At 65.6% G+C, this 13,375-nt stretch carries 13 protein-coding genes; 6 read left to right on the top strand and 7 right to left on the bottom strand.

Annotation, left to right across the window (positions count from 1 at the left end; translation table 11 throughout):
* Positions 1-36: 36 nt before the first annotated feature.
* The 3 genes from QX135_RS19155 to QX135_RS19165 form a co-directional block, all read right to left on the bottom strand.
* The gene (locus tag QX135_RS19155) at positions 37-1,839 is read right to left on the bottom strand and encodes a flagellar hook-basal body complex protein (protein ID WP_315798879.1); all 1,803 of its coding nucleotides are present in this window, start codon (positions 1,837-1,839) and stop codon (positions 37-39) included.
* 296 nt (positions 1,840-2,135) lie between these two features.
* Positions 2,136-2,639: a peptide-methionine (R)-S-oxide reductase MsrB gene (gene msrB / locus QX135_RS19160; RefSeq protein ID WP_315813886.1), complete on the bottom strand. Its 504-nt coding sequence runs from the start codon at positions 2,637-2,639 to the stop codon at positions 2,136-2,138.
* 97 nt (positions 2,640-2,736) lie between these two features.
* Positions 2,737-4,167, bottom strand: coding sequence for an FAD-binding oxidoreductase (locus QX135_RS19165; protein ID WP_316179105.1), 1,431 nt, complete (start codon positions 4,165-4,167; stop codon positions 2,737-2,739).
* A 105-nt stretch (positions 4,168-4,272) separates the two neighbouring features.
* Between QX135_RS19165 and QX135_RS19170 the strand changes: the two genes are divergently transcribed.
* Entirely contained in the window at positions 4,273-4,815 is a 543-nt protein-coding gene (locus tag QX135_RS19170) for a histidine phosphatase family protein (RefSeq protein WP_316179103.1), read from the top strand.
* Between the two features lie 53 nt (positions 4,816-4,868).
* Complete coding sequence (locus QX135_RS19175; RefSeq protein WP_315712676.1) at positions 4,869-5,294, top strand: universal stress protein; 426 nt, start codon at positions 4,869-4,871, stop codon at positions 5,292-5,294.
* 53 nt (positions 5,295-5,347) lie between these two features.
* On the opposite strand, the gene QX135_RS19180 is transcribed toward QX135_RS19175, so the two are convergent.
* The 3 genes from QX135_RS19180 to QX135_RS19190 form a co-directional block, all read right to left on the bottom strand.
* Positions 5,348-5,971 (bottom strand): class I SAM-dependent methyltransferase, encoded by a 624-nt coding sequence (locus QX135_RS19180; protein WP_316179101.1) that lies wholly within the window; start codon positions 5,969-5,971, stop codon positions 5,348-5,350.
* Positions 5,972-6,080: 109 nt separating this feature from the next.
* Positions 6,081-6,668: a YdcF family protein gene (locus QX135_RS19185; protein ID WP_316179100.1), complete on the bottom strand. Its 588-nt coding sequence runs from the start codon at positions 6,666-6,668 to the stop codon at positions 6,081-6,083.
* A gap of 86 nt (positions 6,669-6,754) precedes the next feature.
* On the bottom strand, positions 6,755-7,285 hold the full coding sequence (locus QX135_RS19190; RefSeq protein ID WP_316179098.1) for a hypothetical protein: 531 nt from the start codon (positions 7,283-7,285) through the stop codon (positions 6,755-6,757).
* A 108-nt stretch (positions 7,286-7,393) separates the two neighbouring features.
* On the opposite strand from QX135_RS19190, the gene QX135_RS19195 reads away from it, so the two are divergent.
* Positions 7,394-7,828, top strand: a complete 435-nt coding sequence (locus QX135_RS19195) for a hypothetical protein (protein WP_315738812.1) — start codon at positions 7,394-7,396, stop codon at positions 7,826-7,828.
* 74 nt (positions 7,829-7,902) lie between these two features.
* Here the strand turns inward: QX135_RS19195 and QX135_RS19200 are convergent, their stop codons facing one another.
* The gene (locus QX135_RS19200; RefSeq protein ID WP_315758328.1) at positions 7,903-8,409 is read right to left on the bottom strand and encodes a ferritin-like domain-containing protein; all 507 of its coding nucleotides are present in this window, start codon (positions 8,407-8,409) and stop codon (positions 7,903-7,905) included.
* Positions 8,410-8,793: 384 nt separating this feature from the next.
* On the opposite strand from QX135_RS19200, the gene QX135_RS19205 reads away from it, so the two are divergent.
* From QX135_RS19205 to QX135_RS19215, 3 genes are all read left to right on the top strand, one after another.
* Positions 8,794-9,885, top strand: coding sequence for a YbhN family protein (locus QX135_RS19205; RefSeq protein ID WP_315758329.1), 1,092 nt, complete (start codon positions 8,794-8,796; stop codon positions 9,883-9,885).
* A 103-nt stretch (positions 9,886-9,988) separates the two neighbouring features.
* Positions 9,989-11,935 (top strand): hypothetical protein, encoded by a 1,947-nt coding sequence (locus QX135_RS19210; protein ID WP_316234213.1) that lies wholly within the window; start codon positions 9,989-9,991, stop codon positions 11,933-11,935.
* A 256-nt stretch (positions 11,936-12,191) separates the two neighbouring features.
* Positions 12,192-12,758 (top strand): hypothetical protein, encoded by a 567-nt coding sequence (locus QX135_RS19215; protein ID WP_316234214.1) that lies wholly within the window; start codon positions 12,192-12,194, stop codon positions 12,756-12,758.
* The last annotated feature ends 617 nt before the right edge of the window (positions 12,759-13,375 follow it).

Genomic DNA, 13,375 nt, shown 5'->3' on the forward strand with positions numbered 1-13,375 from the left:
GCCTTGTGTCAATTCAACTGCCACGTCTCAGCGCGATCAGCGCAGCACGTTCAGAAGATCCTGCACCATCGAATTGGCCGTCGTGATCACCTTGGTGTTGGCCGAATAGGCCTGCTGGGTCACGATCAGCTTGGTGAACTCGTCGGCGATGTCGGTGTTGGAGCCTTCCAGCGAGCCGCCCGAGATCTTGCCGGTCGCGCCGATGATGGCCTGGCCGGACTGGTCGGTCGCCTCATAGGCGCCGCCGTCGAGCGCCTTCAGGTAGTTGGTGCCGTTGAAGTGCGACAGCGTGACCTGCGCCAGGTTGATGGTCTGGCCGTTGGAGAAGGTGCCGGTGACGACGCCGCTGTTGTTGACGGCGACCGACTGCAGCTGGCCGGCGGCGAAGCCGTTCTGATTGATCTGGTTGATGGTCGCCGAGCCGATCGTGCTCGCATATTGCGTCAGCGCGCCCGAGGAGATGTTGAGGCTGACGGTGCCGAGCGTGGTGCCGTCGACCACGACGTTGGGAATGGAGATGTTGGAGGTCGTCGGCGACACCAGCGAGCCGTCGGAGGCGAACTGGAAGTTGGTGCCGACGTTCTGCCACGCCACCGTCGAGCCGGTCGCGTTCGAGTCGGTCTGGTAGAACAGGTTCCAGGTGTCCTTGTGGCCCGTGCCGAGCGTTGAGCTGTCGACCTTGCCCCAGCGCAGCTGCACGTTCACCGGCGTGCCCGACGAGTTGTAGGCCGTGACCGCGCCGCCCGAGATCGTCTCGTTGTTGAAGTTGGTGAGATCGTTGCCGATCACGATGCCGGTGCCGGGACTCGACGTGCGCGTCAGCGCCACGGGTGACGTGAGGCCGAGCGCGGTGAAACCTGGGGAGGCACTGCTCAAGTTCCAGTCCTCGCCGCTGCCGGAATGCAGCGTGATCTTGCCGGCGGTGATGGTCGGCTGCACGCCGGTGACGGTCGCGATCTTCGCCAACAGCGTGCCGACGGAGTCGCCGACATTGATCTGGGTACCCGAGGCGCCGGAGGCGACGAAGGTGAAGGTGACGACGTCGCCGGCGCTGCCGGTCAGGGTGATGGTGTCGCCGGCGGTGAAGTTGCTCGAGATCGAGTCGCCGCTGGCTCCGCTCAACAATGTCGAGGTCGTGATCTGCGCCGGGACCTTGTTCATGGCGGTGGCGCCGGTCACGGTGGAGTCGGCATAGAAGTTGGTGCCGACCGGCAGCGGCACGTTGGAGAGATCGGCCGAGTTGAGGCCGCCGGCCGCGACCAGCGTGCCGGTCGCAGCATTGCCGCTCGCTGCGGTCTTCGGCTGCGTCGGCAGGTTGGCGGCGTACTGGATCGCGGTGGTCGCCTGCGCCGGCACGAAGTTGTTGGCGAACTGCAGCACGGTCGGCACGTTGCCGGTGGCGTTGCCGGTCTTCGGATCGACCGCGACGCCCATCAGGTAATAGCCGGCGCCGTTGATCAGGTTGCCGTTGGCGTTGAGCTGGAAGTCGCCGCGGCGGGTGTAGTTGGTGACGCCGGTGAAGACCGGCACGTTGTCGACGACCGAGGAGGCCTTCTGCACGTTGAAGAAGCCATCGCCGTTGATCGCCATGTTGGTGGCGACGGAGGACGTCGAGACGGTGCCCTGGGTGGTGATGGTGGCCTTGGCGAAGGCGGTGACGCCGCCGGCATTCTGGCGCGTAGGGTTGGTGGCGTTCGGGATGAGGTCTTCGAAGCTGGTGCCGATGCCCTTGTAGCCGACGGTCGACGCGTTCGCGATGTTACCGGAAATGTTCTGCAGCGCGAATGATTGAGCGGACAGACCGCTCACCGAAGTGTTCATCGCGTCGAAGATACCCATACCAATCTCTCCACTGTGATGCCGGTGGCGGGTCGGCCCGCACCGCGTTTCGTGAAGAGCTGTCGCAATCGCTGTGCCAGACGTGAAAATGCTGTGAAATCAGCAGGTTGGAAAGTAGCAACGTAAAAAGAGCGGCGTCAAAACTGGTGAACAATTGCCGAGCCGGCAGTTCTTGCCGGGCCGGACGCGCCAAATCGCGCTCCGGCTCGACCGCTCGTCGCGGCTGCCGGCGCGTCCTGAAGACCCCCATCTGAGCCTTGAACGGACGGGCCGGACAATCCGGGCGCAAATTCCTGTCAGGTCGATGACGGATTTGCCGGATGGAACGTGAGCGACAGCCCGTCCATGCAGTAGCGCAGGCCGGTCGGCTTGGGGCCGTCGTCGAACACGTGGCCGAGATGGCCGCCGCAGCGGCGGCAATGCACCTCGGTGCGGACCATGCCGTAGGTCTTGTCCTGGCGGGTCGCCACGGCATTGTCGAGCGGCTTGAAGAAGCTCGGCCAGCCGGTGCCGCTGTCGAACTTGGTGTCGGAGGAGAACAGCGGCAGGTCGCAGCCGGCGCAGGCGAAGGTGCCCTTTCGATGCTCCTTCAGCAGCGGGCTGGTCCAGGGCCGCTCGGTGCCCTCCTCGCGCAGGATCTCGTATTGCTGCGGCGTCAATTGCGCGCGCCACTCGGCCTCGGTCTTCTCGATCTCGAACTTCTCGGCGGCGCGGGCCGGCGCGGAACCGCCGAGCCAGCGCAGGGCAGCGAAGCCGAACAGGCCGGCGGCGGTGGTAAACATCAGACGGCGGTCGATCATGGACGTCTCCGTGCGGCGATGGGTTACCGGATCTACGGATGGGATCCCGCGAAGTTACGTCAGGCGCCGGCGCGACGGCTCACTTTCTTGCGAGGGGTCAGCCCTCCCCGGCATCGGGATGGCGGTTCAGATCGGATGGCTGCGGCCGCAACGGCAGCCGCGCGCCGGGACGCTCGGCTGCCCGGCGCCGCGCTTCGGCCGCCCTGATCTCGCGCACACGCTCCTGCGCGCGTACGCGCTCGCGGTGCCGCGCCAGCGTCCCGGCCGCGGCGGCGCGGCCGCGGATCCAGAGATTGACCACGTGGCCGGCGACCCGGCCGCTGACGCCGCCGGCCCAGACCAGCTCGAACGGCGAGAACAGCTTCCAGCGGTCGTCGCCGGCGAGGATCGCCTGCGCGATCAGCTGCCCGGCCATCGCCGAGGTGTTGAGCCCCTGCCGGCCGAAGCCGCTCGCGACCCACAGCCCTTTGCGAAGCTGGCCGATCTGCGGCATGCCATGCACGGTCTGGCCGGTCACGCCGCCGAAGGTCTCGGCGATCTCGACGCGGCCGAGCTGCGGGAACACCGTCCGGATCCGGCGCTGCAACGCCGCGGCAAATCCGCTGGGCCGGGCGTCCCAGGTCGTCTCCGGGCTCGCCCACATCAGCCGGTCACCGTCGACGATGCGAAAATGATCGATGCCGTCGGTATCGCTGACCGATCCCTGGAAGGCGACCGCCTCGGCGAGCCGCTCGCCGAGCGGCGCGGTGACGCCACCATAGCGCCACACCGGCAACAGCGTATCGGACAGCTTCTGCAGCGGCGCGCCGAGATGGATGTTGCCGGCCAGCACGATATGCGAGGCCCGCATCCGCGCCGACGGCGTCACGATGCGCTTGCGCACGCCTGACGCATCGATGCTGACCACCGGCGTATCCTCGAAGATCCGCGCCCCGGCCCTGTGCGCAAGCCGCGCCAGGGCATGAACATACTTCCGGCCATCGAGCTGGAACGCCCGGGGGTAATGGACGCCATGGAAGTAGCGGTCGGTCTTGAGCTTGGTCCTGACGCGCTCGACCTGCCAGCCCTCAACCTCGGTGTCGAAATCCTCGTGCAGCATCTGCAGGCGGCGGATCAAGGCGTCGCCGGCGTCGACATTGGAGACTTCGAGCGCGCCTTCGCTGAGCCCGATGCCCGGCATCGCAGCCTCGGTGGCCTGGGCGCGGATGAATTCGGCGCCGGACCAGGACAACGCCCACAGCGCCCGCGCATGCGCGAGCCCGACGCGCTCGATCAGATCCGGCAGCGGCAGGTCGAACCCGGGCATGACCGTGCCGATCATGTGACCGGATGCGTTCCATCCGACTTGGCGACCTTCCAGCACCGCGACGCTCGCCCCCTGCCGGGCCGCGCACAACGCCACCGTCAAGCCGGCCAATCCCGCCCCGACGACGCAGACGTCGACATCGAGGTCGAAATTCAACCTGGTGCGGCCGTGTGCACCTGCGGCATCGGCGTCATCGTTCATGCTTGTGGAAGTCTCGCTCATGGCGTTTTCTTAGCGAACCCTGCGCCGGACGTCATGACGCTTTTAATGGCGATAAAGAGACGTGGTAGAGGCTGACCCAGCCTGAACGATTCGAGACGGAATTCCATGCGCCGATTGATGCTGCTGCGCCACGCCAAGACCGAGACTGACGCGCCGACCGGCCGCGACCAGGACCGCCGTCTCGACGAGCGCGGGCACCAGGATGCCGCCATGATCGGCGATTTCATCGCCAGCCACCCGCCGGTGCCGGAGCTGGTGCTGGTCTCGACCGCGGTTCGGGCGCAGCAGACCTGGGACCTCGCGCTTGCGGCGATGAAGGACCGTGTCCCGGCCCCGCAGGTCGAGTCCGTTCCCGAGCTCTACGGCGCCGAGCCGATGCAGATCCTGTATCATATCCGCCTTGCGGCAGCGCACGATCCGAAGCAGCTCCTGCTCGTCGGGCACAATCCCGGCATGCACGAGCTGGCGCTGGCTCTGACCGGCGAGGGCGATTCCGAGGCCCGCCACGAGCTGATGCGCAACATGCCGACCGCGGGACTCGCGGTGCTCGATTTCGACACCGACGATTGGGGCGATGTGAGCTTCGCCCGCGGCAACCTGCTGATGTTCATCACGCCGAAACTGCTCAAGCACGGCTCGGTCGATTGACAGGCAGGTCGGGGCCGGCGCGTAATGCCGGCGGAGAGAGAGGAGGACCTTCGATGTTCAACTCGATTCTGGTGCCGATCGATCTGGCCGACACCGACCTCGCCAAGCCGGCCATCGCCACCGCGGCCACGCTGGCGCAGACCTGGAGCGGCACGGTGCATCTGCTCAACGTGATGCCGATGACGCCGGTGATGCTCGCCGAATACGTCCCGGCCGATTTCGATGCGCAGCAGCGCGAGACCGCCGAGGAAGCGCTGTCGATCGTGGCGCGCGAATCCGGCATCCCGGCCGAGCGCATCAGCTACACGGTACGCCAGGGCGGCATCTATCACGAGATCCTCGAGGAGGCGGCCAAGGTCAACGCCGACCTGATCGTGATGACCTCGCACCGCCCGGCGATGCGCACCTACTTCCTCGGCAGCAACGCGGGGCACGTGGTGCGCTATGCCAAGTGCTCGGTGCTGGTGGTGAGGCCGTGAGGCGGCAGATCACCGCATCTTCGCATGTCGGACCGCTTTGACCGAGCCGTGAGTCAGACGGTCGGACCAGCCTCAGCCGCGCGAGCAAGCCAGAAGCTACGCTCGCCGTTCGCTGGCTCGCCAACCGAATGTGCGATCCATTCGAAACCATTGTCGCGAAGCAGCGCCGCGTACTCGGATGGATCGAGAGACGCATGATAAAGCGGATCGCCGCGATAGCACCCGATGGCTTCACCATGTGCGGGGCCTGCGTTGAACATCAGAATGCCGCCCGAAGCCGTGCAGGCCGCGAAGATTGGAAACATTCGTCGCTGGTCATCGTGCCCAAGATGGAAGAAGCTGTCCCAGGCCAGCACGCCGTCAAACCGCCGACCTAAGGTCAACGACCGCATGTCGGCGACGATCCATTCCTGATCCGGCATCCTCGTTCGGCAAAGTGCGATCATCGTCGGCGAGCTGTCCACGCCGGTGACGGAAAACCCCTGTCCGGAAATGTGCGCTGCGACGGGCGCACCGCCCCCGCAGCCCAGATCGAGCACGGCCGCGCCCGGTCGAAGAAGCGCAAGGAAGCGTTCGATGGGAGGCTTGTCAGTCCAGGCAGCCGCGCGGCGGTCGGCGTCCCACGACAGCGCATGGTGCTCGTAGTGGGCGACAATACGGCCTGCACCTTGGTTCATGGAAACTCCGTCGCAGGGGCCAGATGCCCCATCTGGAATGACCACCAAAGTCTGCCATGAGACCCGATGGACGCTGTTGTCATCGAAGGGCGAGCACGCGCCGAGTCGATCACGGCCACTCCGCGATGAAGCCCTTCGCCTTATAAGGTTCGATCTTGTCCCATTCGCTCAGCACGCGGCGGCGGAACTCCGGATGGGTGTGCCACAACTGCCGCGGTACGCCGAAGCTATCGACCGTCAGCAGCATCTTCTCGACTTCGGGCCAGTGCCGCTGCAGGGTCATCGCGTAGCGCCGCGCGGTCCAGCTGTTGCCGAGACAGATCACGCTGCCGACATTGGCGAGGCCGAGCGCGGCGTCGATCACCGGCAGCGCGAGCGCGACGTTCTCGCCGGTATTCGTGGCGTGGTGCTCTTCGAGGATGCGCTCGGCCGGAATGCCGCGCCTCACCATGGCGGCCTTGATCAGCGTACACTCCGAAAGATCAGCGCCCGGCGTGATCCCGCCGCTGACGATGGCGTGGCGAAAGTAGCCCTGCTGCCACAGCTTCACCGCCGTCTCGGCACGCAGCTCCTCGTCGACGCGGGTCCCGAACACGAACAGGAGATCGGCCGGCCGCAGCGGCGTATCGGCGAAATGCCGCGCGTTGACCGCGGCGATCTCGGCGTCATCCGGTCTGCGCAGCGCGCGATCCTGCATCGTTCTTCTCCCAACGTCGGCTCATCCTGGCATGACGCGGCGCTGTCGCGCGCTCACATTCGATGACCGGCGATGACGCCGCGTGATCACGGCAGCAGCGAGCCGGGAATATCCGTGAACGTGTAGCTGCGCGGCCTGTTGCGGGTGATGAAGCCGCCGACATACCAGGCGAACAGCGCGGCGAAGCCGATCAGGAACAACGCTCCCGACCATTCGGCGATGACGAGCGCACGCACCAGAAGCCCGGTCATCGCCACCGCGAACAGCGCAATCGCGGCGAGCGCCGCGCCATATGTGAAGCGGCCGAGGCCGGCCGTGAGCCGCGCGTTGCTGCCGCTCGAGGCGAGCCGCGCATGCAGGCCGAGGATGAAAGCACGATAGGCCTCGCTCTGCGGCGCCATCAGCGCCGCCGTCTGCCAGGAAGTCGAGATGATGCTCAGCCTGCGGCCATCGCGATGGGTGATGTCGGCACGAAAACGCCTCGCCTGCATCGACACCGGCCGGTAGGACAGCCGGATCGCGGCGATGTCGGCGTACGGCCACAGGCCGGTGCGGCCGGCGAACCGCCACGACAGGCCCTGCCCCGTGAGCTCGAACTGCTGCGCGGCGCCGATCAACGACGCCTTGTAGGCGTAGCGGATCGCGTCATGGCCTTCTGTGGTGATGTCCTGGGAAATGGATCGGTCCTGTTGCGCGTGGCGCGCGCCTTATCCTACAAACGGAGCATGAGCGAAACGATCTATTTTCCGCGCCACCTGATCCTGGCCGGAGCGATGGCCGCCGGCGTGCTGCTGGCGCTGGCCGTGCACATGCTCGGCGCCCGCTACGGGCTCGATCTCGGCGGCCTGTGGCAGACCGAGAGCGGCGCCTTCATGCCGGCCGGGTCGGCGATCGCCTGGTGGCTGATCGCCACTGTCGGCTTCTCCTCGGGCTATTTCATCGCCAACATCATGCACAGCGCGGTGTCGGGCGAGATCCCGCAGCGGATGCGCAACTTTCTGGTCGTGGTCGGCGTACTGATGCTGGCCGGCATCGGCCAGGCGATCTCCGGCCCGAGCCCGGTGCCGTCGGCCTCAGGGGTGCTGGCCGGCCTCGCCGCGCTCTGCCTCGGCGCCCTGATGGCGTTCTGCGGCGCCAATTTCGCGTTGCGCAAGAGCTGACGCGCGGCATCCGGATGCGACGACGCCGCGCGGGATGTCCGCGCGGCGTTTTGTCTCATCGACTGATGACGCGATCAGCTTGCGGCGCGCAGGTTGACGCCGCTCTCGGCGAGCTTGGTCAGCTTCATGTCGGTCGCCTTCTCCTCGTCGAGCGTCTTCTGCAGCACGGCGGCGCAGTCGCTGCGGCCGAGCTGCTTGGCCCAGGCGATCAGGCTGCCGTAGCGCGTGATCTCGTAGTGCTCGGCCGCCTGGGCGGCGTTGATCAGCGCTGCGTCCAGCACGGCCTTGTCGGCGACCTCGCCCGCGACCTCCTCGGCCTCCTCGATGATGCCGTCGATCGCCGGACAGTCGACCGCCTTGGCCGCGATGCCGTGCATCTTGAACACCTGCTCGAGACGCGTCACATGCGTCTTCGTCTCATCGAGATGGGTCAGAAAACCCTGCTTGAGCTTCCGATCCGTCGCCTTGTCCGCCATCTTTGGCAGCGCTTTGACGAGCTGGTTCTCGGCGTAATAGATGTCCTGCAGCTGATGAACGAACAGATCGTTCATCGTCTTGATGTCCTTGGTGAACAGTCCCATTTGCCTCATGTCCTCTTGGTTCGGGAACATGGCAGGTCCCTCCCCGACCGATCGTCGCCATGTTCGCTGTGCCCGCGGGGCGCTAACCGGCGGCCACGGCGGTTGTTCCGGCGCAACCGGCCCTGCCGGCCGGAACCGGTCGCAGAGGGCCAGGTTTGCTCGTGAACCGCGCGCGTAACCAATTGGACCGAACTGAGGCGGCCGCCAGCCATGTGACTGAAGTGTGACAGACCCGCGCCGCATGGGTCGGAGCTGAGCTGTGTCAAGGACTGCACAAGGCGCGCATTTTAGCATAAGGAACAGGCTGTCACGAATTGCCCGCCTCCATCGACCAATGGTTTCGCCTCTTTTCCAAAAACTAGTACCGCCCCGCCGGGAGGATGAATGCAGCGCCTGCTGACCACGCTCTCGCGTGGCTTCAAGAAATGGATCGGCTGGAAGCGGCTGGGGATTGCAGCGAGCCTTGCGATCATCGCCTTCGCGATCACGACGCTCGTGCGCACGCTCAAGGGCGTCGATGCCGGCGTCATCCTGACGGCGCTCACCGAAATCCCGCTCGGTCACATCGCGCTCGCGGCCTTGTGTGTGATCGGCGCGTTCTGCACGCTGACCTTCTATGACTATTTTGCACTGCGAACGATTGGCAAGAAACACGTCCCCTATCGCATCGCAGCGATGAGCGCCTTCACCAGCTATTCGATCGGCCACAACATCGGCGCCACCGTCTTCACCGGGGGCGCGATCCGGTTCCGGATCTATTCGGACTACGGCCTGTCCGCGATCGACGTCGCCAAGATCTGCTTCCTGTCGGGCCTGACCTTCTGGCTCGGCAACCTGTTCGTGCTCGGCATCGGCATGACCCTGCATCCGGCGGCCGCCACCGCGATGGACCAGTTGCCCCCGGCGATGAACCAGTTGATCGCGATCGGCATCCTCGGCGCGATCTTCGCCTATCTCGGCTGGCTGACCGCCGGCAAGAACCGCCGGCAGCTCGGCCAGAACGGCTGGAAGGTGGTGCTGCCTTCCGCGCAGCTCACGCTGGTGCAGATCCTGATCGGCGTCGTCGACCTCGGCTTCTGCGCGCTGGCGATGTACCTGCTCGTCCCCGCCGATCCTCCGATCGACTTCCTGTCGCTGTCGGTGGTGTTCATCCTCGCCACCCTGCTCGGCTTTGCCAGCCATGCGCCTGGCAGCATCGGCGTGTTCGATGCCGCCATGCTGGTGGCGCTGCCGCAGTTCGGCCGCGAGCAGCTCTTGGCCACCCTGCTCGTCTTCCGCGTGCTCTATTTCGTGATCCCCTTCGCCATCGCGATCTCGATCATGGGCATCAGGGAGCTCTGGATGAACGTCGTCAAGCCGTGGCAGGAGCGGCGCCGGCTGAACGCCGCCTGCGAGGACGAGGTCGCCGCCAAGCGCGCCGCCGCCACGGCCCCTGCCGCGGTTCCCCAGCGCATCAAGCGCCACTCCCAGCGCTGAGCAGCAATTCTCTCGCGGACGGCGCGACGGTTCGACCCTCGACCGGTTGAACTCGCGTGCGGTCCTCTTATTTCCGCCCCATCGCTGACGTGAATCCTTGCGCATGACCCGAATGCCCCCTCGTCCGCTGCTCGCCGCCTGCGTCCTGGCCAGCCTGCTCGCCCCTCTCGCCGCCACCGAGGCGGCCGCGCAGTTCGGCGCAGCGCCGCTGCAGATCAGCTGGGAGGTGCGCAACCGCTTCCGTCTCTTCCGCGAGGAGCGCGACTTCCTGCTGCATACCGAGAGCACGCGCGACCGCTCCATCCTCGCCGCCGAGCAGGCGCTGGGAGTGCAGAGCGACGGCCGCGGCTGGGCCCGCAACGTCGTCAACCGGCTCTGCATCGACCTCGCCGGCCGCGTCAACGAGCCGTGCACGCGCGACAACGTCAAGGAAAGCTATCTCACACCCCTCGACCATCCGGTCACCGTGCGCCTGACCGGCCCGGTGCCGGTCGGCGCCACCTGTGCCTGGTCGTTCGACGACGGCGACGGGCCGCAGACCTCGACCTTCGACTGCGCCGAGCCGGTCAATTTGCGCGTCCGCTACGGCCGCCAGACCGTGGCATCCGTCGATATCGCCAGTCCCGAAGGCACGCGGCAGGTCTCGACCGGAATCCAGGTCCGCGACGTCCTGATCGCCGGCCTCGGCGACAGCATCGCCTCCGGCGAGGGCAATCCGGACCGCCCGATCGCGCTCGCCGACGACGGCTTCTGCTTCCGCTCCTATCTCGGCGGCCCGACCGCGCAATATTATCGGCCGAGCCGCGCCGGCTTCAAAGGCGGCCGCGCCTGCGAGGCGCCGGACACGCTACAGAACTGGCAGAAATACAGCGCGGTCTGGCTCAACGCTGCCTGCCACCGCTCGCTCTACAGCTACCAGACCCGCACGGCGCTGGCGCTCGCGGTGCGCTATCCGCACGTCGCGGTCACCTACCTGCCGCTCGCCTGCACCGGCGCCACCATCGCCGACGGCCTGTTCGGCAGCCAGCGCGCGCGCGAATGCACGCCCGGCCGCTCGGTCGCGACCTGCGCCGGCGGCGTCAACGGCCAGCTCGGCGAACTCCGCGAGGCGCTGACCGCGGCCAAGCGCCGCCAGCCGGACCGCAAGCTCGACCTGATTCTGCTGTCGATCGGCGCCAACGACATCAACTTCTCCGGCCTCGTCGCCGACGTCATCGTCGACACGCCGACCGAGCGCACCCTGTTCAAGCGCTCCGGCGTGATCGGCTCGGTGGAGGAATCGCGCAGCGAGCTGGCGAGCGACCTGCCGCAGGGCTTTGCCAAGCTGCGCGAGGCGCTGAAGCCGCTGGTCGGCGACCTCTCGCACGTCATCTACACCTCCTACGGCAATCCGGCGCTGAGCCGTGCCGGCACGCCCTGCCCCGGCGGCCCGGCCGGCTTCGAGGTCCACCCGTCGTTCAACGCCAATCCGCAGCGGCTCGCCAAGGTCGCGGGCTTCGTCGAGAACGAGTTCCTGCCGTCGCTGCGCGGGCTGGCGCAATGCACCGCGGGAGTTCTGTGCCGCGATCCGCAGGCCGACCGCATGACCTTCGTCGATGCTCATCAGGCCGCGTTTGCCGATCACGGCTTCTGCGCCCGCTCGACGCAGGATCCGCCGTTCGACCGCGAATGCTTTTCGGCCGACGGCGCCAGCTTCGATCCGAACATCGTCAGCGCCGCCAACGAGCCGCTGCTGTGCGGCCGCGGCGCCAGCGAATATCGCCCCTATTTGCCGCGCGCGCGCTGGATCCGCGACGCCAATGACAGCTACTTCTCGGCGATGACCTATCCGCAAGGGCTGCCCGCGGCGATGCAGCCTTCCGACATCCACGATGCGAGCTGGGGCGTGCTCTCGGCCGTCTACGGCGGCGCCGTGCATCCGACCGCCGAGGGCCACGCCGCCATGGCCGATGCCGCGTTTCCGGCCGCAGCAGAGGTGCTCAACCTCGATGCGGCCGAGCCCAACGTCACGAGCCAGCCGCTGCCGCCGGCGGGAGTCGTCAGGCAATAGCGGCCCCGGCATCAGGTCGCCGGGAACGTCTCGGCTGCGGCCTCCCCGCGGGTGCCGCAATGGTACGCTGCGCGCTTCAGACTTGCGAACAAACCACCGACGATCATTTCGTTTACAACTCTAAACTGTGCTATTCAGACTATTTGTTGATCCGGCAATTTAGCAGCTTCGCTCAAATGGAGCTGACGAATGCCCACGGTGGGAGCTACAGCAAGCCCAGCCGATCTTAGAGTTCAATTATCCGGAACAAAAGGACATGAAGTTTCGATTGGTTTTCGAAGGCGAGATCCCGCCGCGACAGCAAACCTCAGCTGACATAGTACATGGCATTAGACTTTCTTTGGCTCCGCAATTGCGAGCTCTTTGGACGTTCCTCCCTCTTGCTGAGGAATCCCGCGAGTGGTTGAAGCATCCAGACGAAAATGAAAAAAGCTATGCAATCTTCGAACAGAGAGGCAACACGATCTTCGCTCCGATCGTATCCAAACGTAACGATCTACAGTGTGAACTGGAAGTTCTCTTTCTTCGCCGTCAATCACCAGGTCAATTGATTGGAGACGGAGGAGACATCGACAATCGTTTGAAGACTCTGCTCGATGCTCTGTCCGTACCTCCTCCGGCTCAATCTGGACGCTTCTCGGTCATGGGCCCGTCCGATTTGGTATTCTGTTTACTTCAGGACGACGCTCTAGTTACGAGACTTTCTGTCGAAACCGACCGACTACTACGCCCCACTGCCAGCCAGTACGATCTTGTTGCGATTATTCAGGTCTACATCAGAGCTTCCCGGGTTACTTTCGGGACTATCGGTCTAATGGGCTAAGATGATTTTGTAAGACCGCGAGCAATCGGACCCAGGAGTCTCGGCCGTGATTTCGGGTACGGAGGATAAAGAAGACGACCAGACGATAGAGCACGGTCGCGAGCACTCATATCCGGCAGCGGAGGTGCGTGCTCGCGTCGAGCACGCCACCGACTGTGATAGAAGATGATTCGCCCGACGGGCACGACGTCGGGTCCCAATAGCGAGCGGCGGACGCTGATCGCACCGAAAAGGCCTGCGCGCAAAAACGAAATTCGCCTGCCATTGCAGGTCGATCATTCCGTCCGGCCCCTCGGGACAAAATCTTCTGTTTCTTTTTTACAGAAATCGTGTTCTCTAGACGCATCCCGTGCTCATGAGAGGGGCGGTTCGCGGTCGTCACGAACGTGGAGTGCGGGACGCGGTGGGCGCCACCGGTCGCAGCGTGATCCGATCATGCCGACGAACGAGCGGCGGCGCACGGTGAAGTCGTAGGGTCCTGGCATCCCGATGCTGATGCCAAGCGAGCGTTGGTGATGATCCGCTCGTGACGGGGGCAAGACAGCCGGTCCCCGGGGAGAGGACGTATAAGCCGTCAAACATCGCGCAGGGAATGCCGGTTGATCGGCTTTACCTGT

Source organism: Bradyrhizobium sp. SZCCHNR1098, assembly GCF_032489375.1.
Taxonomy (GTDB): Bacteria; Pseudomonadota; Alphaproteobacteria; order Rhizobiales; family Xanthobacteraceae; genus Bradyrhizobium.